The organism is Rathayibacter sp. AY1F4 (assembly GCF_002931775.1).
GTDB lineage: Bacteria > Actinomycetota > Actinomycetes > Actinomycetales > Microbacteriaceae > Rathayibacter.
Genome location: NZ_PSVE01000002.1, coordinates 59543 through 78891, shown reverse-complemented (window position 1 = coordinate 78891; position 19349 = coordinate 59543). Strand labels below are relative to the sequence as shown.

Here is a 19349-nt window from a genome sequence, read left to right as displayed (position 1 = left end):
GCCCCAGCGGGTCTGTTTCACGTGAAACAGCCCCGGGCACGAGGAGAGCCCCCGTCACGACGTGACAGGGGCTCTCGGAGACCGCAGAGGGCGGTCAGGGGTGCGAACTCAGAGGAACGCGGCCAGGTCGGCCTCGAGGGCCGGCTTCGGCTTGGCGCCGATGACGGTCTTCACGACCTCGCCCTTCTGGTACACCTTCATCGCCGGGATCGACGTGATCTGGTACTTCGCGGCGGTCTGCGGGTTCTCGTCGACGTTCAGCTTGACGATCTCGATCTTGTCGCCGTGCTCGGCCGAGATCTGGTCGAGGATCGGCGCGACCATGCGGCAGGGGCCGCACCACTCGGCCCAGAAGTCGACCAGGACGGTCTTCTCGGAATCGAGGACGTCGGACTGGAACGATGCGTCGGTGACGCTCTTCGCGGTGGACATGGTGTTCTCTCCTTCACGAGTCGGCGGGCTGCCGGCTCCGATGTGCGATGACCGGACGGTCAGCGGGTGATGAGCTCGGCCCGGGGTGAGCCTTCGGTGTGGGCGGTGCCATCGGCGAGCGAAGCGAGGTAGTGCTCCGCGTCGAGGGCGGCGACCGTTCCGGATGCCGCGGCAGTGACGGCCTGACGGTAGGTCGGGTCGATCACGTCGCCGGCGGCGAAGACGCCGGGAACGGAGGTCTGGGAGGAGCGGCCGACCACCGAGATGGTGCCCTCGGTGGTGAGGTCGAGCTTGCCGTGCACGACGTGCGTGCGCGGGTCGTTGCCGATCGCGATGAACAGGCCGTCGAGGTCGAGGTGGGACTCGGTGCCGTCGACCGTGTCGCGCAGCTTCACGCCGTCGACGTGGTTCTCGCCGGTGATGCCGGTGACCTCGGCGTTCCAGATGAACTCGATCCTCTCGTTGTCGAAGGCGCGCTTCTGCATGACCTTCGAGGCGCGGAGCGAGTCCTTGCGGTGGATCACGTAGACCTTCGCGGCGTGCTTGGTGAGGAAGGTCGCCTCCTCCATGGCGGAGTCGCCACCGCCGACGACGGCGATGGTCTTGCCCTTGAAGAAGAAGCCGTCGCAGGTGGCACACCACGAGACACCGTGTCCCGACAGGCGATCCTCGTCGTGGAGGCCGAGCTTGCGGTACGCGGATCCGGTCGCGACGACGACGGTCTTCGCCTCGATGCTCTCGCCGGAGCCGAGGTGGACGGTCTTGACCTCGCCCTCGAGATCGAGGGAGGTGACGTCGTCGTAGAAGGTCTCGGCGCCGAACTTCTCGGCCTGCGCCTGCATCGAGGTCATCAGCTCGGGGCCGAGGACGCCGTCGGGGAAGCCGGGGAAGTTCTCGACGTCCGTCGTGTTCATCAGGTCGCCGCCGATCTCGACCGACGAGGCCACGACCACCGGGTGCAGCTCGGCGCGCGCCGCGTAGATGGCGGCGGTCCAGCCGGCGGGGCCGGATCCGATGATGACGATGTCGCGCACGGCAACTCCTCGGGGTCTGTACGAGCGGTGACGGGTGGGGCGGGAGCCGAGCACCCGGAGCCGGTCGCTCGAATCGTTCCGCGGCTCCGTGGGCTACAACACATCCTAGGCGGGCACTATTCCGCGGGCCCGGGAGCGTGGGCAGCGCTACGGTCCGGTCGACTCAGCAGAACCGGAAAGGGCCTCTGACCGGGCTTTTGCCGGAGCAGCATCAGCGGCCCAGTCGGCGGAGCACCGGAGCGAGGACGGCGCGCAGCTCCGGCACCCGGAGGAACCAGAGGACCGCGAAGTAGACGAGCGCCATCACGGTGCCGATCGCGGCCATCGAGAGCAGCGGCTCCACGTAGTTCGAGACGGCGAAACCGCCCGCGCGCGTGCCGCCGAGGGCGACCAGGACGCCGTAGCCGGCGGCGGCGGAGGGCACCGCGGCGAGGACGAACTGCGCGAGCCTGACGAGGATCCGCCTGCCTCCGCGGCCGCCGAGCCGGCGGCGCAGGAGGAGGGCCGCCACGAGGGCCTGCACGCAGATGCCGAGCGAGGTCGCAGCGGCGATGCCGACAGCGGTGCGGTCGGCGGGGAGCCGGAGCACGATCAGGTACCCGGCGACCGCCACGACGACCTGCACCAGGGTGAACAGGAACGGCCGCGCTCCGTCGCTCAGGGCGTAGAACGCGCGCTGCATGATGGCGATCGAGGAGAACAGCGGCAGGGCGATCACGTAGGCCATGGCGATCGCTCCGATGGCCTGCGCGTCCGCGTACGAGTCGGTGAAGACGGAGCCGAACGGCACTGCGACCACGACGATCGCGGCGGCGGCGAAGACGAGCATCATCAGCACCAGGCGGAGCGAGGTGGAGACGTCCGAGCGGAACTCCTTCATCTCCCCCCGCGCGGTGTGGCCGCTCATCTTGGTGAAGTACGCCATGGCGATCGAGATCGCGATGACCGAGTGGGGCAGCATGAAGATCAGCCACGCCTTCTGCAGCGCCGCGGCCGAGGGCCCCTCCCCGGACGCGGTGGAGGAGACCTGGCTCTCGACGATGCCGGCGACGATGGTCAGCAACACCGTGGCGAAGGACCACAGCGACATCCGCCCGGCCGTGCCGAGACCGACGCCCCGGAAGCGGAAGTCGGGGCGGTAGCTGAGGCCGACCCTCCGCCAGAAGAGCATCAGGAACAGCGACTGGACGACGATGCCCAGCGTCGCGCTCCCGCCGAGGAGGGTGACCATCGCCGGGGACCACGAGTCGACCGGACGGTTCCCCTCCGGATCGGCGCCGAACAGCACCATGAAGGCGACGAGCCCGGCGATCACCACGACGTTGTTCAGCACGGGCGCCCAGGTGAAGGGGCCGAACGAGCCGCGGGCGTTGAGCACCTCGCCGAGGATCGTGAAGAGGCCGTAGAAGAAGACCTGCGGCAGGCACCAGAACGCGAAGGCGACGGCCAGCTGGTACTGCTCCGGTCCGTAGCCGGGCGCGTAGAGGCGCACGAGCAGGGGAGCGAGGACCGTGGCGGCGATCGTGGTCACCAGGAGCAGGCCGAGCGCCAGGGTCAGCAGGCGGTTGATGTAGCCGCGGCCGCCGTCGGCGTCGAGGCCCGCCCGCACGATCTGCGGGACGAGGACGGCGTTCAGAGCGCCGCCCGCGATGATCGAGTAGATCGTGTTGGGGAGCAGGTTCGCCGTCGTGAAGGCGTCCGCGCCCGGCGCGACCGCGGCTCCGATCGTGTTCGCCATGACGATCGACATGACGAAGCCGAGGATCCGCGAGACCATCGTGCCGGAGGCGAGGACGGCGCTCGCGCGTCCGAGGGAGAAGCTAGCCACGCGGGTCCGATCGCTGGTCGTCGAGATCGGGCTGGACCTCGAGCACGGCGTTCGGGTCCTCCTCGTCCTCAGGGGTGTCGCCTCGACGGCGACGGCGGATATTGCGGAGGATGCCGGCTCCGAAGACGACGACGAGCGCGATCCCGATGACCAGGGTTCCGACGGTCTCCCAGTCGGCGCGGACGCTGGTCGTCATGCCCGTGGGGGTGCCGATGGGGACGCCCTGCGCCGAGGTCAGCTGCAGGCCGAGGCTCGTCTCGCCGTTGCCGACTCGGGCCTTCACGGGGATGAGGACGCGGCCCTGCGAGCGGGCGTCGATCTCGGTGGTCTCGATCGCCTCCTCGTCGATGTCGAGGACGGCGTTCGAGGTCGAGGCCTGGATGCGGACGGCGATCGGCCAGGGGAGCTCGTTGCGGACGTACACGGGGATGCTCGAGTCGCGGGAGACCTGCAGGATGCTGCCGGTCGCGTCGATCGACACCAGCGAGAGCGTCCGGTCGGCCTCGGTCATGGCCGCGCCGACGGCGTCGCCCCAGCCGCTGCCGTCTCCGCGCCAGGTCACGGAGAGCAGCGCCAGCACGTCGTTGCGGCTCTTGCCCGAGAGCAGCTCCGGTTCCTGCAGCACGGAGGAGAACGCCTCGACCTCGGAGCCGGCGTCGAGCACGTCGCGCACCCGGTCGAGCCGCGACTCCGACTCCGGCGAGTCGACGACGCTCGCGCCCTCGGTCGCGGGGACGGCGAGGGCGGTGGAGAGGGCGACTCCGCGGGCCCAGGGCAGCGACTCGATCGCGTCGAGGGTCTCGGAGAGGCGCGCGGCGCCGATCGCCGAGCCGCGGCCGAGGGTGAGCACGACGTCCGGCGCGGTCCCCTCCTCCTGCACCTCGGCGAGATCGGTCGCGATCTCGGACATGCGGGCGCGCCACTCGGTGTCGTCGGTGGCGGTGGCGGCCGCGTCGAACGCCTCGGTGAGGCGCGAGTCGGCCACGACCAGGTCCGAGTCGCCGACGGTGGCGCGCGAGGTGGTGGTCACCTCCTCCGGCAGCAGGAGACCGGAGGAGGGGACGACCGTGCGGTTCACTCCGCTGGCCGCGTAGACGTCGAGGTCCGACCCCCGGAGGGTGCCCTCGTCGGGCCAGGCGACGCTGCCGAGGGAGGTGCTCCAGTCGGAGGCGAGCAGCGACTCGGTGCTCGGACGCGCCGGCAGGTCCTCGGCCGGCTGGTCGGAGTCGACGGCGACCGTGGGCGCCGGGCTGGCGGTGCCGGGAACCGCGGCGAAGCGGGTGTCGTCGATCGCGTACTCGAAGGAGGTGGGAGAGAGGAGCGCGGAGAGCCCGGCCTGCGCCTGGGCCGAGACGTCGGCGTCGGCGTACGGCAGGGCGAAGCGCTCGTTCGGCACGGACTGCAGCCGGTCGAGCCAGTCGAGGGCGGACTCCGGAGCGGCGCTGCCGAGAATGCGGATCGAGGCGAGGATGCGCGGGTCGACCCCGATCGTGACGCCCTTCCCCGCGACCGCGTCGAGCTGCCGGGTGAGGGTCCCCGTGCCGTCGGTGTAGTCGGCGAGGGCCTCGGCCGAGAGCAGGCCGTCGGCCGTGTCCGGGACGGTGAGCGGGACGAGGACGCTGACGCCGGTCTCGCGCTCCGGGGCCGCCGCGTCGTCGGTCAGCTCGACGGCGGTGCGAGCGGTCGAGACGACACCACCCGGACCGGTGACCGTGACGAGGACGGCGTGGGTGCCGAGCGCGGTCCGGTCGTTGGAGAAGGGGATCTGGTCGACCGGCACGGTGAGGCCGGCCTCGGCGGTGCTGGAGGGCAGCAGGCGCAGCTGGGCGGTCGCACGGACCGGGTCGGTGTCGTTGTCGGCCTCGGCGTCGAGCCAGTCGTGCAGCTCCGCGCGGGTGTCGAGGGTGGCGTAGGAGAGGGCGACCGTCACGTCGGCGCTGTCGATCGCCTCGGTGGTGCCGTTGCGCACGGCGATCGAGAGCTCGAGGTCCTGGCCGGGCCGCAGGACGCCGTCGCTGCCGGCCCCCGCGGTCGTGGTGACGGTGCCGGGAGCGGGCGTCGAGGTCGCCGTCGCGGCGGAGATCGGGGCCGCCAAGGCGGGGGAGGCCACGCCGGTCAGGCCGAGCGCGAGAGCGGCAGCACCTGCCGAGCGGAGCAGGAGGAGGGCCGCCCGCGAGCGGCGGGAGCGGAGGGAGGGGTCGCGCCGATGCATCGGACTCACTCGGCCTCCATGCGGGTGATTCTACGGGCAGCCCTCCTCGGGGCAGGCGGTGCGTCCGCTGTGCACGCGGTTCTCCCTGTAACCCCCTGGCACGGTCACCCGCTGACGGGACACCCCCCGCCACTAGGATCGTGCGAATGCACAGCGTCCAGACCGCTCTCGAGACCCTCCGCGCGCTCGCGGGGACGCCCACGGTGACGCGGCTGGCGGAGGCCTTCGCGGCCCAGGGCCACGAGCTCGCGCTGGTCGGCGGCCCGGTCCGCGACGCCTTCCTCGGCCACGGCGTGCACGACCTCGACTTCACCACCTCCGCGCGCCCCGACGACATCGTGCGGATCGTCGCTCCGATCGCCGAGGCGCACTGGGACATCGGCCGGGCCTTCGGCACGATCGGCGCTCGCGTGGCCGGCGAGACGGTCGAGATCACGACCTACCGCAGCGACAGCTACGACGGGGTGAGCCGCAAGCCCGAGGTCGAGTTCGGCGACTCGCTCGAGGGCGACCTGGTGCGGCGCGACTTCACGGTCAACGCGATGGCGCTGCGGCTCCCGGAGGTCGTCCTCGTCGATCCCTCGGGAGGAGTGGAGGACCTGCTCGCCGGCCGGCTGCGCACCCCCTCCCCCGCCGATCTCTCCTTCGGCGACGATCCGCTCCGGATGCTCCGCGGCGCGCGCTTCACCTCGCAGCTCGGCTTCCGCACCACCGACGAGGTCGAGTGGGCGATGGCCGAGCTCGCCGGCCGGATCGACGACGTCTCGGCGGAGCGCGTGCAGGAGGAGCTGCGGAAGCTCCTCGCGACCGCCTCGCCCCGTGCCGGCCTGGAGCTGCTCGTCGACACCGGTCTGGCCGGTCGCTTCCTCCCGGAGCTGCCCGCGCTGCGCCTGGAGCAGGACGAGCACCACCACCACAAGGACGTCTACACCCACAGCCTCACCGTGCTGGAGCAGGCGATCGCGCTGGAGGAGTCGCGGCACCCCGGAGCCGCGCCCGACGTCGTGCTGCGGCTCGCCGCCCTCCTGCACGACATCGGGAAGCCGGCCACGCGGCGGCTCGAGCCGGGCGGAGCGGTGAGCTTCCACCACCACGACCTGGTCGGCTCCAAGCTCGCGATCAAGCGGATGCGCGCGCTCAAGTTCGACAACCAGACGACGAAGGACGTGGCCCGCCTCATCGAGCTGCACCTGCGCTTCTTCGGGTACACGGACGGCGCGTGGACCGATTCCGCGGTGCGCCGCTACGTGACCGACGCCGGGCCTCTGCTCGAGCGGCTGCACATCCTCACCCGCGCCGACGTGACCACGCGCAACCGCCGCAAGGCCGACCGGCTCGCGCACGCCTACGACGACCTCGAGGCGCGCATCGCGGAGCTCGCCGAGAAGGAGGAGCTCGCCTCCAAGCGCCCCGACCTCGACGGCACGCGGATCATGGAGATCCTCGGCCTCGCCCCGGGCCCCGAGGTCGGGCAGGCGTACCGGTTCCTGCTGGAGCTGCGGCTGGAGGAGGGTCCGCTCGGCGAGGAGGTCGCGACGCAGCGGCTCCGCGAGTGGTGGGCGTCGCGCTGAGGCGCTGAGCGGGGCCCCGTGCCCGCCTCGCCCTGCGCCCGGGGTGGTGCGCCTCGAGCGGATCCGTCCGGCGCGTCGAGGCGGTCCTGTTGTAGTCTGTACAGGTTGTCCACGACCAGACGCACTCGCGTCCGCGGGAGTGGGCAGATGCTACATACCCTCCTGTCACGGAAATACCGTGGCCGTTCAGTCCGAAGGAGGTGGGTTAGTGACGCATCAGTACGAGATCATGGTCATCCTGGACCCCGAGATCGATGAGCGCACCGTCGCTCCGAGTCTCGACAAGTTCCTCAACGTCATCCGCACCGATGGTGGATCCATCGACAAGGTCGACGTCTGGGGCCGCCGTCGTCTGGCGTACGAGATCAACAAGAAGTCCGAGGGCATCTATGCCGTCGTCGACTTCACGTCGACCTCCGCCGCAGCGAACGAGCTCGACCGTCAGCTGAAGCTGTCCGAGGCCGTCATGCGCACCAAGGTGCTGCGGGCCGAAGAGGGCATCGCCCAGGTCGCGGCCGCCGCGAAGCTCGCCGACGAGAAGGCCGCCCGCAAGGCTGCCAAGGCCTCGGCCGCTCCCAAGGCGTAGCGCTCATGGCCGGCGAGACGATCATCACCGTGGTGGGGAACCTCACCGCCGACCCCGAGCTGCGCTATACGCAGGGCGGGCTCGCGGTCGCGAACTTCACCATCGCCTCCACGCCGCGCACCTTCGACCGTCAGGCGAACGACTGGAAGGACGGCGAAGCGCTGTTCCTCCGCGCCTCCGTCTGGCGCGAGTTCGCCGAGAACGTCGCAGGAACGCTGACCAAGGGCAGCCGCGTCATCGCGACCGGCCGCCTGAAGCAGCGCTCCTACGAGACGAAGGAAGGCGAGAAGCGCACCAGCATCGAGCTCGAGATCGACGAGATCGGGCCCTCGCTGCGCTACGCGACCGCGCAGGTCACGCGCGCCTCCGGTGGAGGCGGACGCGGCCAGGCCGGTGGCGGCCAGGGCAACGGCGGTCAGATCGGCGGCGGCCAGGGCGGCTTCGGCGGCGGCGGTCAGGGGGGCTCCGGCAACGCCGGCGGCAACCGTGGCGGTCAGGCCGAGGAGCCGTGGGCGCCGAGCGCTCCCGCCGGTGGCGACGTGTGGAGCACGCCGGGCAGCTACAACGACGAGACGCCGTTCTGAGCCTCGGCTCGGACGCTCTCCTCACCTGAATCACGCCTCCCCCGCACCGCGATCGCTCGCGGCGGGGCAGGGGCGAACCAGAATCTAAGGAAACCACTATGGCTGGAAAGAGCAGCGGCGACCGCCGCAAGCCGATCCGCGGCAAGGGCGCGAAGAACGCGGCCCCCGCGAAGTCGGTCCGCGTGGGTGTCATCGACTACAAGGACGTCGCGACCCTCCGCAAGTTCATCTCGGAGCGCGGGAAGATCCGCGCCCGTCGTATCACCGGCGTCTCCGTTCAGGAGCAGCGCCTCATCGCCCGTGCCGTCAAGAACGCCCGCGAGATGGCGCTCCTGCCCTACGCCGGCAGCGGAAGGTAGGTAACGGTATGTCCAAGGTCATCCTGACCCACGAGGTCGACGGACTCGGCTCGGCCGGCGACGTCGTCGACGTGAAGAACGGGTTCGCCCGCAACTACCTCATCCCGCAGGGCTTCGGCGTCGCGTGGACCCGCGGTGGCGAGAAGCAGGTCGAGCAGATCAAGTCGGCGCGAGCCGCTCGTGAGCACAAGACCATCGAAGAGGCCCAGCACACCAAGCAGGTCCTCGAGGCCAACCGCGTGAAGCTGACGGTCAAGGCCGGCAAGGACGGCCGCCTGTTCGGCTCGGTGAAGACCTCCGACATCGCGAACGCGGTGGCGGCGGCCGGATTCGGCGAACTCGACAAGCGCAAGATCGTCATCTCGAACGCGATCAAGCACGTCGGCGAGCACGAGGCCGTGGTGCGTCTGCGCGACGACATCCAGGCCACTGTGAAGCTGCAGGTGGTCGCGGCCAAGTAAGGCCGCGAGAACGCCGCGGAGGGCGGTGCGACGGGACTTCCGAGTCCCCTCGCACCGCCCTTCGTCGTTCCCGTTCTCCACAGCTCCATCCACATACACCCTCCGGCGGGACCAACCTTCACTGTGGTCTTGAGACTCTTTTCCCCACACACCTGTGGAAAGCGGTGAATGCCTGGTCAGGGCCCAGAAAAAACTTGCCGACGGCCACTGTTCCCACAGGGTTGTGCACATGTTGCCCACAGTGGGCCCGGCGTTTCCCCTCGGTTCTGCACAGCTCTCTCCACAGGGCGGTTTGCGTGCCGCGGGCGGCGGTCCGTAGGGTGGCGCAGCGCCCCGCGAGGGGTGCGGGCAGGCGCCCGTGCGCCGCTGTCGGAGGTCGCTGGTAGACCGGATCCCGGCACCGGCTCGACCGGACGCGCAGCACCCGACAGGAGGAGGCGAAGGCATGACGATCGCGCACCTGGCGGTACCCGGCTCGGACGGACGGGACGGTCGCGGAGACCGCGGCGAGTCGCGCGGGAACGAGCGGACCCCTCCGCACGACCTCCTCGCCGAGCAGTCGGCGCTGGGCGGCATGCTGCTCTCGAAGGACGCGGTCGCCGATGTCGTCGAGAGCGTCAAGGGCACCGACTTCTACATCCCCAAGCACGAGATCGTCTTCGACGCGATCCTCGCCCTCTACTCGCACGGCGAGCCGACCGACGTCATCGCGGTCACCGACGAGCTCACGAAGCAGGGCGAGCTGCAGCGGGCCGGCGGCGCCGACTACCTGCACACGCTCACCTCGATGGTCCCCACCGCGGCCAACGCGGGCTACTACGCCTCCATCGTCGCCGAGCGCGCTCTGCTGCGCCGCCTCGTCGAGGCGGGCACCCGCATCGCGCAGATGGGCTACCAGGGCGAGGGCGAGGTGCTCGACCTGGTCAACACGGCGCAGGCCGAGATCTACAACGTCACCGGCTCCGAGACGGCGGAGGACTACGTCCCGCTGACCGACGCGGTGACCGTCGCGATCGACGAGATCGAGGCGGCCGCTCACAAGGACGGCAGCTTCACCGGCGTCCCGACCGGCTTCGCCGACCTCGACGACCTGACCAACGGCTTCCACGCCGGGCAGATGATCATCGTCGCCGCGCGCCCGGCGCTCGGAAAGTCGACGCTGGCGCTCGACTTCGCCCGCGCCGCCGCGATCAAGCACAACATGGCCACGATCTTCTTCTCCCTCGAGATGGGGCGCAGCGAGATCGCGATGCGCCTCCTCTCGGCCGAGGCGTCCGTGCCGCTGCAGCACATGCGCAAGGGCACGGTCGACCAGCGCGACTGGACGACCATCGCCTCCACCCGCGGCCGGATCAACGACGCGCCGCTCTACATCGACGACTCGCCCAACATGACCCTCGTCGAGATCCGGGCGAAGTGCCGCCGGCTCAAGCAGCGGGTCGGGCTCAAGATGGTCGTCATCGACTACCTGCAGCTGATGACCTCCGGCAAGAAGGTCGAGAGCCGCCAGCAGGAGGTCTCGGAGTTCTCGCGTGCCCTCAAGCTCCTCGCGAAGGAGCTGCAGGTGCCGGTCATCGCGCTCTCGCAGCTGAACCGAGGCCCCGAGCAGCGCGCCGACAAGCTCCCCGCCATCTCGGACCTCCGCGAGTCCGGCTCGATCGAGCAGGACGCCGACATGGTGATCCTCCTGCACCGCGAGAGCGCCTACGAGAAGGACAACCCGCGCGCGGGCGAGGCCGACCTCATCGTCGCCAAGCACCGCAACGGCCCGACCCGCACGGTGACCGTGGGCTTCCACGGCCACTTCTCGCGCTTCGCCGACATCCCGGCGGTCTGAGCGTGAAGGGCGCCGCTGCCGTCCCCGAGCCCGTCGACGTCCCGCTGGGCGGGGGGTCGATCCGCCTGGGCCAGTTCCTCAAGTTCGCGGGGATCCTCTCGGGCGGCGAGGCCAAGGAGGCGGTCGCCGAGGGGATGGTGACCGTCAACGGCGAGGTCGATCTGCGCCGCGGCCGCCAGCTCGCCGTCGGCGACGTCGTCGGGTTCGACCGGAACCGCTTCCGCGTCTGCGAGTGAGCGCGGCCGCGCCTCGACGGGTGCGATCGGCCGAGACGCCGCGGAACGGATGAGACGCCGCTCAGAGGCGGGCGCGTCGGCGTGTTGAGCGGTGGCTCGGCGCACACTGGCTCCGGGACATCCCGGGACGACAGGAGACGCGCGTGCAGCTCGGCATTCACTTCATGAACTTCACTCTGCCCGGGGGGAGCGCGCAGATCGCGCCGATCCTCGGAGCGACCGCACGGACGGCCGAGGACGTCGGCTGCGCCTGGTTCACGCTGATGGACCACTACTTCCAGATGGAGCACTTCGCGACGAGCGAGGATCCGATGCTCGAGGGCTACACCTCGCTCGGCTTCGTCGCCGGCCGGACGGAGCGGATGCGGCTGGGGCTCCTCGTCACCGGCGTGACGTACCGCCATCCGGGACTGCTCGCGAAGATCGTCACCACCCTCGACGTGCTCTCCGGCGGACGCGCGATGCTCGGCATCGGCGCCGCCTGGTACGAGCGCGAGCACCTCGGGCTCGGCGTGCCGTACCCGCCGCTGAAGGAGCGGTTCGAGCGGCTGGAGGAGACGCTGCGGATCTGCCGTCAGATGTGGAGCGACGACGACGGGCCGTTCGAGGGGACGCACTACCGGCTCGCCGAGACGCTGAACCACCCGGCGCCGATCCAGCAGCCCGGCCCGCCCATCCTCATCGGCGGCGGCGGCGAGAGGAAGACGCTGCGGCTGGTCGCGCAGTACGGCGACGCCTGCAACCTGTTCGGCACCGGCGCGGACGACGTGGCGCACAAGCTCGACGTGCTGAAGCGGCACTGCGACGACCTCGGGCGCGACTACGCGACGATCACGAAGACCATCACCGGGGGCGGCGATCCGATCGGCGACCCCGACGGCTTCGTCCGCGCGATGGAGGAGTACGCGGCGCTGGGGATCGACCACGTGCAGCTGGCGCCGGCCGGGCCGGATCCGGAGGGGTACGTCGCCCGGCTGGGCGAGGGCGTGATCGAGCGGGTGGCGGCTCTCGGCTGAGGGCTTCCGGGACGCACGGTACCCGGACCGGCGCCGGTGCCGCGGGCGTCACCGCTGATCCGCTCCGCCGGCCGGGTCCGCCGTCACCGGCGCGAGGACTCCAGTGGCGGCCATTTCCCTGGTCGGGGGACGCCGTCGGCGGATCCTGCCCCCCGTCAGGGTCGCGGCGTAGACGCGGGCGAGGAGCGCGACCTACGGTTCGAGCCTCCCACCTCGGGTTATTGAGCTCACGCTGACGTGGGCAGATCGCTGGCCTCATGCCGCACGTGTCCTCTCGTACCTCGCTCCGCCGTCATCGGCAGAACCGCAGAAGAGGGGCGATCGGGACGGGTGTCGTCCTCGCCGTCGTCGGCGCCGCGCTCTTCGCCGGCGTCTCGGCGCAGGCGGCCACTGCTCCCGACCTCGGCACGGCGGAGGACTACTCGGTCCTGGCCGCGTCGACCGTGACGAACACGGGGTCGAGCGTCCTGGACCAGAGCGTCGGGGTCAGCCCGCTGACCGCCGTCACCGGGTTCCCGCCCGGACGGACGGACGGAGTGATCCACCGCGGAGACGCGGAGGCGGCCCAGGCCCAGGCCGACGTGGGCACCGCCTACGGACAGCTCGCCTCGCAGGCGACGACCGCGCAGATCGGCGCCGAGATCGGCGGCCGGACACTGAAGCCCGGGGTCTACACCGCGGCCGGACCGGTCGGAGTGACGGGGACGCTCACGCTCGACGCCGAGGGCGTCAACGAGGCGGTCTTCGTGATCCGCGCCGCGTCGACGCTGACGACGGCCTCGTCGAGCACGGTGGCCCTGATCAACGGAGCGCAGGCCTGCAACGTCTACTGGCAGATCGGCAGCTCCGCGACTCTCGGCACCGACTCGGACTTCGTGGGCTCCGTGCTCGCCTCGGCCTCGATCACGGTGACGACGGGCGTCTCCGTCGAGGGCCGCGCACTGGCCCGCACGGGAGCGGTCACGCTCGACTCCAACGACTTCACCGAACCGGGCTGCGAGCCCTCCGACGGCGGATCGTCGCCGACGGCGACTCCGACCATCACGCCGACCGTGACGCCGACGGTCACGCCGACCGTGACGCCGACGGTCACGCCGACGGTCACGCCGACTGTGACGCCGACGGTCACGCCGACCGTGACGCCGACGGTCACGCCGACGGTCACGCCGACTGTGACGCCGACGGTCACGCCGACTGTGACGCCGACGGTCACGCCCACCGTGACGCCGACCGTGACCCCGACGGTCACGCCGACCGTGACCCCCACGGTCACGCCGACCGTGACGCCCACGGTCACGCCGACGGTGACCCCGACCATCACTCCGACCGTGACCCCGACGGTGACCCCCACCGTCACGCCGACGGTGACCCCCACCGTCACGCCGACAGTCACTCCGACTGTGACGCCGACGGTCACGCCCACTATCACCCCGACCGTCACGCCGACCGTGACTCCCACCGTCACCCCGACGGTGACTCCCACCGTCGTGCCGACGGTGACGCCGACGGTGACTCCCACCGTCACTCCGACGGTGACTCCGACGGTCACGCCCACCGTCACTCCGACGCTGACTCCGACGGTCACGCCCACCGTGGCTCCGACGGCGACTCCCACGATCGCGCCCACCGTGGCTCCGACGGCCACGCCGACGACCACGCCGACGGTGACCCCCACCACCACGCCGACCGCGACGCCCACGGCCTCGCCCACTCCGACCGCGATCACAGCGCCGCGACCGGCGCCCTCCCACGCCGCGGTCCTTCCCGTGTCCGGGTCGAACGGTCCCCGCGGTCCGGCTCTCGCCTCGACCGGAGTGGACGCCGCAGCGACGGCGACCGCCGGAGTGCTGGGCCTGCTCGCCCTGGTCGGCGGGGGTCTGATGCTCCTCACCCTCCGACGCCGCGGTGAGCGCACCGGGAGCTGATCCCGGCTGATCACCGGAAGCTGATCACCGCCAGGCCGTGCGCCGGACTCCCGAGGGGTCCGGCGCACGTCTGCGCCCACGATCGCGCTCCGCCCGTCTCTCCGGTGTCCTCGCCGCTGCGCGCAGGCCCGCTCGTGCGTCGAGACGCCGCTCCGAGCGCCGGGACATCGCGGTAGGGGCAGTGTCTCGGGGCGGAAGGCGGCATGCGAGGAGTGCGCGACCGCTCTGCTCGGAACGCGGGCGTCCGCTCGATGCCGGGATCCGCTCCGCCCGGCCGTCAGACCCCGGCCAGCTCGGCTCGGAGGGGCGGGTCCGCGCCGATGCGGGAGGCGGTGACTCCCGCCGCCCGGGCCGCCCACCGGCCCGCCGCGAGGAGGGCGTCCTCGTCGAGAGCGGTGGTCCCGCTGTCGAGCAGGGCGTCGATCAGCCCGGCCATCGCCGTGTCGCCGGCGCCGATGGTGTCCGCGACGGCGATGCGGGAGGCGGGGACGACGACCCGGGCCCGGCGGGACGCGAGGACCATGCCCTCGCCGCCCCGCGTGACGACCGCCAGCGAAGGGCCGGCGGCCAGGAGGCGGTCGAGGACGGCGTCGACGGAGTCGCCGGGGTGGAGCCACTCGGCGTCCTCGTCGCTCAGCTTCACCAGATCGCAGCGCCGGAGGAGCCGCTCGAGGACGCGGTGGACCTCAGCGCGCGCAGGGAGCACCTCGGGCCGGATGTTGGGGTCGAGGCTGACGGAGGTCGCGGGCGGCAGACGGTCGAGCAGGTCCGCGACCGCGTCCGCGCCGGGGTGCAGGAAGGCGGCGATCGACCCGGTGTGGAGGTGCGCGGCTCCGTCGGGATCGATGCGGTCCGGGTCCCAGCTGAGGTCGAAGTCGTAGCGGGCCGACCCGTCGGCGCCGATGACCGCCGCCGCGGTCGACGTGGTGCCGCGCGCGGGCGCCGACACCGCGACTCCGGACTCCTCCAGGTGCGCTCGGGCCCGGCGTCCGCGCTCGTCGTCGCCCAGGGCGGTGGCGAAGCGGACGGAGCGGCCGAGCCGGGAGAGCGCGACGGCGACGGTCGCGGGCGAGCCGCCGACGTGCTCCGACCGGCTCCCGTTCCGCTCGACGACGTCGACGACGGTCTCGCCGACGACGAGGACGTGAGAGCCGGAGCCCGCGCCGGGCCCGCTCACTCCGCCGCCGCGCGGACCTGCAGCGTCGTGAACGGCGCCGAGGGGAAGACGAGCTGGGTGAGGGTGCTGAGACCCCCGCCGAGGAACACCTCGACCACCGAGGCGTCGACGACGATGCGGACCGGGATCCGCCCCGACTCGTCCGGCGCGGGCAGCGGAGCCCAGTCGACCGAGGGGAAGGACGCCGCGAAGTCCACCGCGCCGCTGCGCGTGCGGTCGCAGGTCAGCACTCCCTCGTCGCCGTCGACCGTGAGCACCACTTCGTCGTCGGTCGTGCCGGTGAGCAGGCGCAGCTCGGTGCGGTCGCCGGGGAGGCGGGACACGTCGACGTCGAAGACGCGGACGTCGCGGGACGCCGGCCCGGTCGGCAGGACCGCCCGCTGCGCGAGGCGGAGACGGCCGTCGGCCCCGCGGACGAGGTCGAGCTCGCGCACGAGCGACATGGACGAGCGCCACGGGCCGGTAGGCGTCTCGTTCGCGTAGTCCCAGTTGCTGGCCCACGCGATCGTGAGGCGGCTACCCTCGGGGGCGTCGTTGAAGGAGACGGCCGCGTAGTAGTCCCGGCCGTAGTCGAGCCAGTCGTAGTCGGCGGGGTCCTCGGACGCGCTGAGCCGGTCGGCGGTGAACTCGGCTCCGTCGAAGTCGCCGAGGAAGTACTGGCTGCCGGAGCCGCCGGCGATGCCGCCCGGGTTGAGGCTCACGATCATCATCCAGCGGACCTCGTCGGTGCCGCGCACGCGCACCGGGAAGAGGTCCGGGCACTCCCAGACGCCGCCCGTGGCGTGGGCGGGGCCGAAGTGGGAGCGCCGGGTCCACGCGATCAGGTCGGGCGAGGTGTAGACCGCGACGCGGCGGTCGACCGCCTCGACGGCGACCATCACCCAGTGGCCGTCGTCCCCGCCGAACCAGAAGACCTTCGGATCGCGGAACTCCGCGGAGCCGATGTCGAGGACGGGGTTGCCCGCGTACCGGGTCCAGGTGGCGCCGTCGTCGACGCTGTAGGCCAGTGCCTGGGCCTGCGAGGCCCCGGTGCCGTCCGGGAGGGCGTCGCGGGCGGCCGTGTAGACCGCGACGAGGGCCGTCTCGCCTGGGCCGGCGAAGCCCGCCGTGTTGCGGACGTCGGCGACCGCGCTGCCGGAGAAGGCCATCTCGCCGTCGAGGACGGGGATCGCGACGGGCTGCTCGCTCCACGACACCAGATCGGTCGAGGTCGCGTGGCCCCAGGAGATGTTGCCCCAGGTGCTGCCGGTCGGATTGTTCTGGAAGAACAGGTGGTAGGTGCCGTTGTGGAAGAGGAGCCCGTTCGGGTCGTTCAGCCAGGTGGATCGGGCGGTGAAGTGGGCGGACGGACGCCAGGCGTCGGTCGTCGTGGTGATGGTCACAAGGGCTCCTGAGGAGAGGGGTTCGGTGCGGCCTGACGAGGGGCGCGGGCGGCTGCCGCCCGCGGCCCCGGGGACTACTCGCCGCCGTTCTGGAAGCGGTCGTAGGCCTGCTGGTACGTCGCGGTCACGTCGGAGGCGCCCATCGACTCCAGCTGCGAGACGTAGGAGTCCCACTCGCTGTCGACGGTCCCGTTGACGATCCAGGCGGCGAACTTCTCCTTCACCAGGGTGTTGATGTCGGTCAGCGCGTACGAGACGCGGTCGAGCTCGTCGTTCGAGAGCATCACCGGCGGGTAGGCGTCGTTCGCCTTGTAGGGGAGGTAGTACTCCTTCACCAGGTCCTGGCGCTCCTTCGCGCGCGGCTCGGGGGCCACGACGGTCTCGAAGTCCTTCTCGGTGGTGATCTTCGGGCCGCCCGGGGCGACCTTCTGGCGGCGCTCGCCCTCGGCCTCGCCGGCGGCGGCGGGGATCTGCACGAGGAGGCCGGTGGCCTCGTCCTTCTGGAGGGTCACGCCGAGGGGTCCCCAGCTGCTCTGGGCGCTCATCTCGGGGTCGAAGAGGCGGTCGGCCCAGCGCATCGTGGCGGCGGGGTACTCGTTGGAGCGGGTGATCGCCATCGCGCCGCGGTTGATCTCCTGGTTGCTGGTGACGCTGGCGCGCTTCTCGCCGTCGACGCCCTCGAGCACACCGAGGATCGCGTAGTCGCCGAGGCGGTCCTCGCCGACCATCTCCTTCGCCTCCCACCAGAAGAAGGAGCCGAGGACCGGGGTGTCGGCCTTGCCCTTGGAGAGGAAGGCGACGTCGTCCTGCGAGAACGACTCGGGGTCGATGAGCCCGTCGGCGTACCAGTCGGAGAGCGCCTCGACGCCCTGCTTGTAGCCGTCGGTGTCGGCCGTGAACTGCACCTTCCCGTCGACCACGATGCGGTGGTCGTTGTTCTCCGGCTGCCCGCCGAGCGCCGCGATCAGGTCGTGCGGGTTGCCGCAGAACGAGTCGGTGCGGAAGGACAGCGGGATCTCGTCGGCCTTGCCGTTGCCGTTGGGGTCGCCGGTCCTGAAGGCCTCGAGCGCGGCCCGGTACTCCTCGATCGTCGTCGGCATCGGGAGGCCGAGTGCGTCGAGCCAGGCGGTGTTGATGAAGAGGAAGTTCGGGTACTGGAGGATCCCGAGCTCCTCGACCGAGGGCAGCGTGTAGATGTGGCCGTCCGAGGCGGTGAGCGCGGCGCGGATGTCGGGCCGGTCCTCGAGGATCGCGGAGAGGGTCGGCGCGTGCTCCTCGATCAGGTCCTCGAGCGGGAGGAGCGTGCCGTTCTCGCCGTACTGCACGATCTCGGCGTCGGTGAGGCCCGAGTTGAACAGCACGTTCGGCACGTCGTCGCTGGCGAGGAGGAGGTTCTTCTTCTCGGCGTAGACCTGCTCCGGGAGGTTCTTCCAGTCGATCGAGATGTTGGTGTCCTCCTCCCACTGCTGCACGAGCTGCATCGAGGAGTAGTCGGGGGACAGGGCGGACTTGGTGCCGCCGAAGGTCAGCGACAGCGTGTCGTCGACGATCGGCAGGCCGGTCTCGTTGAAGCCGACCTCGCTCGAGCGGTCCTGGACGGGGTCGTTCCCGCCGCCTGTCGTGCAGCCGGCCAGGAGCAGTCCGCCGGAGAGGGCGAGTGCGGTGGTGGTGAAGAAACTGCGGTGTCTCATCGTTCGTGTTCCTCTTGTCGAAAGGGTGGTGCGGGAGGGGTGGAGGGTCAGCTCTTCACGGCGCCGAGAAGGGCGCCCTTGGTGAAGTGCTTCTGCATGAAGGGCAGGACGATCAAGAGGGGGATCGTCGAGACGACGATCATTCCGTACTTGATCAGCTCGCCCAGGCGCTGGGCGGCGGCGTAGGAGTCCATCGCTCCGGAGCCGCCTGCGGAGGTGACCTCGGACTGGATCAGGACGTTGCGCAGCACCAGCTGGAGCGGGTACTTGCTCTCGTCGTCGAGGTAGATCAGGGCGTCGAAGAAGGCGTTCCAGTTGGCCACGAGGTGGATCATGATCATGAGGAAGATCAGTGGCTTCGACAGCGGCAGGACGATGCTGAAGAAGAAGCGGAAGTCGCTCGCGCCGTCCATCTGAGCGGCGTCGCGCAGCTCGCCCGGCACGTTGTTCTCGAAGAAGGCGCGGGCGATGATCAGGTTCCAGACCCCGACCGCGCCGGGCAGGACCACGGCCCAGATCGTGTCCAGCATCCCGAGGTCGCGCACCACCAGGTAGCGGGCGATCAGGCCTCCGTCGATGAACATCGTGAGGATGAAGATCAGGAGGAAGACGGTCCGCCCGTAGAGGTCCTTCCTCGACAGGGCGTAGGCCGCGCAGAGGATCGTGCTGACGCTGATCGCGGTGCCGACGACCGTGTACAGGACCGAGTTGCCGAAGCCCTGCCAGATCGCGCCGTCCGAGAAGATCCGCCCGTAGCCCTCGAGCGTGAAGCCGGCCGGCCAGAGCCAGACGTTCCCGTTGAGGATCTGCGACGGCTCGCTGAACGAGGCGATCACGATGAAGTACATCGGGTAGACGATCGCGACGATCGCCAGGAGCAGGACGGCGATCGCGATCGTGTTGAACACGGGGTCCGCGTACCGTCCGGTGCGCTTCGCCGGCGCGGTGCGGCGAGGGGGAGTCGGTGCCGACGGCCCGCGGACGGCGCGGTCGGGGTGGATGGTCTGTGTCATGGCGT

At 71.0% G+C, this 19349-nt stretch carries 17 protein-coding genes; 9 read left to right on the top strand and 8 right to left on the bottom strand.

Going from position 1 to position 19349, the window contains the following annotated elements; translation table 11 throughout:
• Window positions 1-108 precede the first annotated feature (108 nt).
• The 4 genes from trxA to C5C59_RS01300 all read right to left on the bottom strand — a co-directional run bounded on the left by trxA (window position 109) and on the right by C5C59_RS01300 (window position 5506).
• Complete coding sequence (trxA, locus tag C5C59_RS01315) at window positions 109-432, bottom strand: thioredoxin (protein ID WP_104222687.1); 324 nt, start codon at window positions 430-432, stop codon at window positions 109-111.
• Between the two features lie 59 nt (window positions 433-491).
• Window positions 492-1466 carry a thioredoxin-disulfide reductase gene (gene trxB / locus C5C59_RS01310; RefSeq protein WP_104225794.1) on the bottom strand — a complete coding sequence of 325 codons (975 nt, stop codon included), beginning with the start codon at window positions 1464-1466 and terminating at the stop codon, window positions 492-494.
• Between the two features lie 211 nt (window positions 1467-1677).
• The gene (murJ, locus tag C5C59_RS01305; RefSeq protein WP_258059789.1) at window positions 1678-3294 is read right to left on the bottom strand and encodes a murein biosynthesis integral membrane protein MurJ; all 1617 of its coding nucleotides are present in this window, start codon (window positions 3292-3294) and stop codon (window positions 1678-1680) included.
• On the bottom strand, window positions 3287-5506 hold the full coding sequence (locus tag C5C59_RS01300; RefSeq protein ID WP_104237761.1) for a DUF6049 family protein: 2220 nt from the start codon (window positions 5504-5506) through the stop codon (window positions 3287-3289). Before C5C59_RS01300 ends, murJ begins: the two co-directional genes overlap by 8 nt.
• Before the next feature lie 146 nt (window positions 5507-5652).
• On the opposite strand from C5C59_RS01300, the gene C5C59_RS01295 reads away from it, so the two are divergent.
• The 9 genes from C5C59_RS01295 to C5C59_RS01255 all read left to right on the top strand — a co-directional run bounded on the left by C5C59_RS01295 (window position 5653) and on the right by C5C59_RS01255 (window position 14081).
• Window positions 5653-7077, top strand: coding sequence for a CCA tRNA nucleotidyltransferase (locus tag C5C59_RS01295; RefSeq protein WP_104237760.1), 1425 nt, complete (start codon window positions 5653-5655; stop codon window positions 7075-7077).
• Between the two features lie 208 nt (window positions 7078-7285).
• A complete protein-coding gene (gene rpsF, locus C5C59_RS01290; RefSeq protein WP_068207796.1) occupies window positions 7286-7663 on the top strand; it encodes a 30S ribosomal protein S6 in 378 nt (125 codons plus the stop codon).
• A 5-nt stretch (window positions 7664-7668) separates the two neighbouring features.
• Window positions 7669-8247: a single-stranded DNA-binding protein gene (locus C5C59_RS01285; RefSeq protein WP_104222691.1), complete on the top strand. Its 579-nt coding sequence runs from the start codon at window positions 7669-7671 to the stop codon at window positions 8245-8247.
• A 98-nt stretch (window positions 8248-8345) separates the two neighbouring features.
• Window positions 8346-8606: a 30S ribosomal protein S18 gene (gene rpsR / locus C5C59_RS01280; RefSeq protein ID WP_055784551.1), complete on the top strand. Its 261-nt coding sequence runs from the start codon at window positions 8346-8348 to the stop codon at window positions 8604-8606.
• A gap of 8 nt (window positions 8607-8614) precedes the next feature.
• A complete protein-coding gene (rplI, locus tag C5C59_RS01275) occupies window positions 8615-9067 on the top strand; it encodes a 50S ribosomal protein L9 (protein ID WP_104222692.1) in 453 nt (150 codons plus the stop codon).
• Between the two features lie 445 nt (window positions 9068-9512).
• Window positions 9513-10904, top strand: coding sequence for a replicative DNA helicase (gene dnaB / locus C5C59_RS01270; protein WP_104225797.1), 1392 nt, complete (start codon window positions 9513-9515; stop codon window positions 10902-10904).
• Between the two features lie 2 nt (window positions 10905-10906).
• Window positions 10907-11140, top strand: a complete 234-nt coding sequence (locus C5C59_RS01265) for an RNA-binding S4 domain-containing protein (protein WP_104222694.1) — start codon at window positions 10907-10909, stop codon at window positions 11138-11140.
• Between the two features lie 143 nt (window positions 11141-11283).
• On the top strand, window positions 11284-12156 hold the full coding sequence (locus C5C59_RS01260) for an LLM class F420-dependent oxidoreductase (protein ID WP_244229529.1): 873 nt from the start codon (window positions 11284-11286) through the stop codon (window positions 12154-12156).
• A 266-nt stretch (window positions 12157-12422) separates the two neighbouring features.
• Entirely contained in the window at window positions 12423-14081 is a 1659-nt protein-coding gene (locus C5C59_RS01255; RefSeq protein WP_181134794.1) for an ice-binding family protein, read from the top strand.
• Window positions 14082-14358: 277 nt separating this feature from the next.
• Here C5C59_RS01255 and C5C59_RS01250 read toward each other — a convergent pair whose 3' ends face one another.
• The 4 genes from C5C59_RS01250 to C5C59_RS01235 all read right to left on the bottom strand — a co-directional run bounded on the left by C5C59_RS01250 (window position 14359) and on the right by C5C59_RS01235 (window position 19344).
• Entirely contained in the window at window positions 14359-15258 is a 900-nt protein-coding gene (locus C5C59_RS01250; protein WP_104237758.1) for a carbohydrate kinase family protein, read from the bottom strand.
• Entirely contained in the window at window positions 15255-16640 is a 1386-nt protein-coding gene (locus C5C59_RS01245) for a glycoside hydrolase family 32 protein (RefSeq protein ID WP_104237757.1), read from the bottom strand. Before C5C59_RS01245 ends, C5C59_RS01250 begins: the two co-directional genes overlap by 4 nt.
• Window positions 16641-16714: 74 nt before the next feature.
• Window positions 16715-18331 (bottom strand): ABC transporter substrate-binding protein, encoded by a 1617-nt coding sequence (locus C5C59_RS01240; protein ID WP_104237756.1) that lies wholly within the window; start codon window positions 18329-18331, stop codon window positions 16715-16717.
• Between the two features lie 47 nt (window positions 18332-18378).
• Window positions 18379-19344, bottom strand: a complete 966-nt coding sequence (locus C5C59_RS01235) for a carbohydrate ABC transporter permease (RefSeq protein WP_104237755.1) — start codon at window positions 19342-19344, stop codon at window positions 18379-18381.
• Window positions 19345-19349 lie beyond the last annotated feature (5 nt).

What these genes read in the sequence shown, in the direction of transcription:
- C5C59_RS01240 (WP_104237756.1), bottom strand. Translation starts at nt 18,331, where the DNA reads ATGAGACACCGCAGTTTCTTCACCACCACCGCACTCGCCCTCTCCGGC.
- dnaB (WP_104225797.1), top strand. Translation starts at nt 9,513, where the DNA reads ATGACGATCGCGCACCTGGCGGTACCCGGCTCGGACGGACGGGACGGT.
- C5C59_RS01300 (WP_104237761.1), bottom strand. Translation starts at nt 5,506, where the DNA reads ATGCATCGGCGCGACCCCTCCCTCCGCTCCCGCCGCTCGCGGGCGGCC.
- C5C59_RS01285 (WP_104222691.1), top strand. Translation starts at nt 7,669, where the DNA reads ATGGCCGGCGAGACGATCATCACCGTGGTGGGGAACCTCACCGCCGAC.
- trxA (WP_104222687.1), bottom strand. Translation starts at nt 432, where the DNA reads ATGTCCACCGCGAAGAGCGTCACCGACGCATCGTTCCAGTCCGACGTC.
- C5C59_RS01295 (WP_104237760.1), top strand. Translation starts at nt 5,653, where the DNA reads ATGCACAGCGTCCAGACCGCTCTCGAGACCCTCCGCGCGCTCGCGGGG.
- rpsR (WP_055784551.1), top strand. Translation starts at nt 8,346, where the DNA reads ATGGCTGGAAAGAGCAGCGGCGACCGCCGCAAGCCGATCCGCGGCAAG.
- C5C59_RS01235 (WP_104237755.1), bottom strand. Translation starts at nt 19,344, where the DNA reads ATGACACAGACCATCCACCCCGACCGCGCCGTCCGCGGGCCGTCGGCA.
- rplI (WP_104222692.1), top strand. Translation starts at nt 8,615, where the DNA reads ATGTCCAAGGTCATCCTGACCCACGAGGTCGACGGACTCGGCTCGGCC.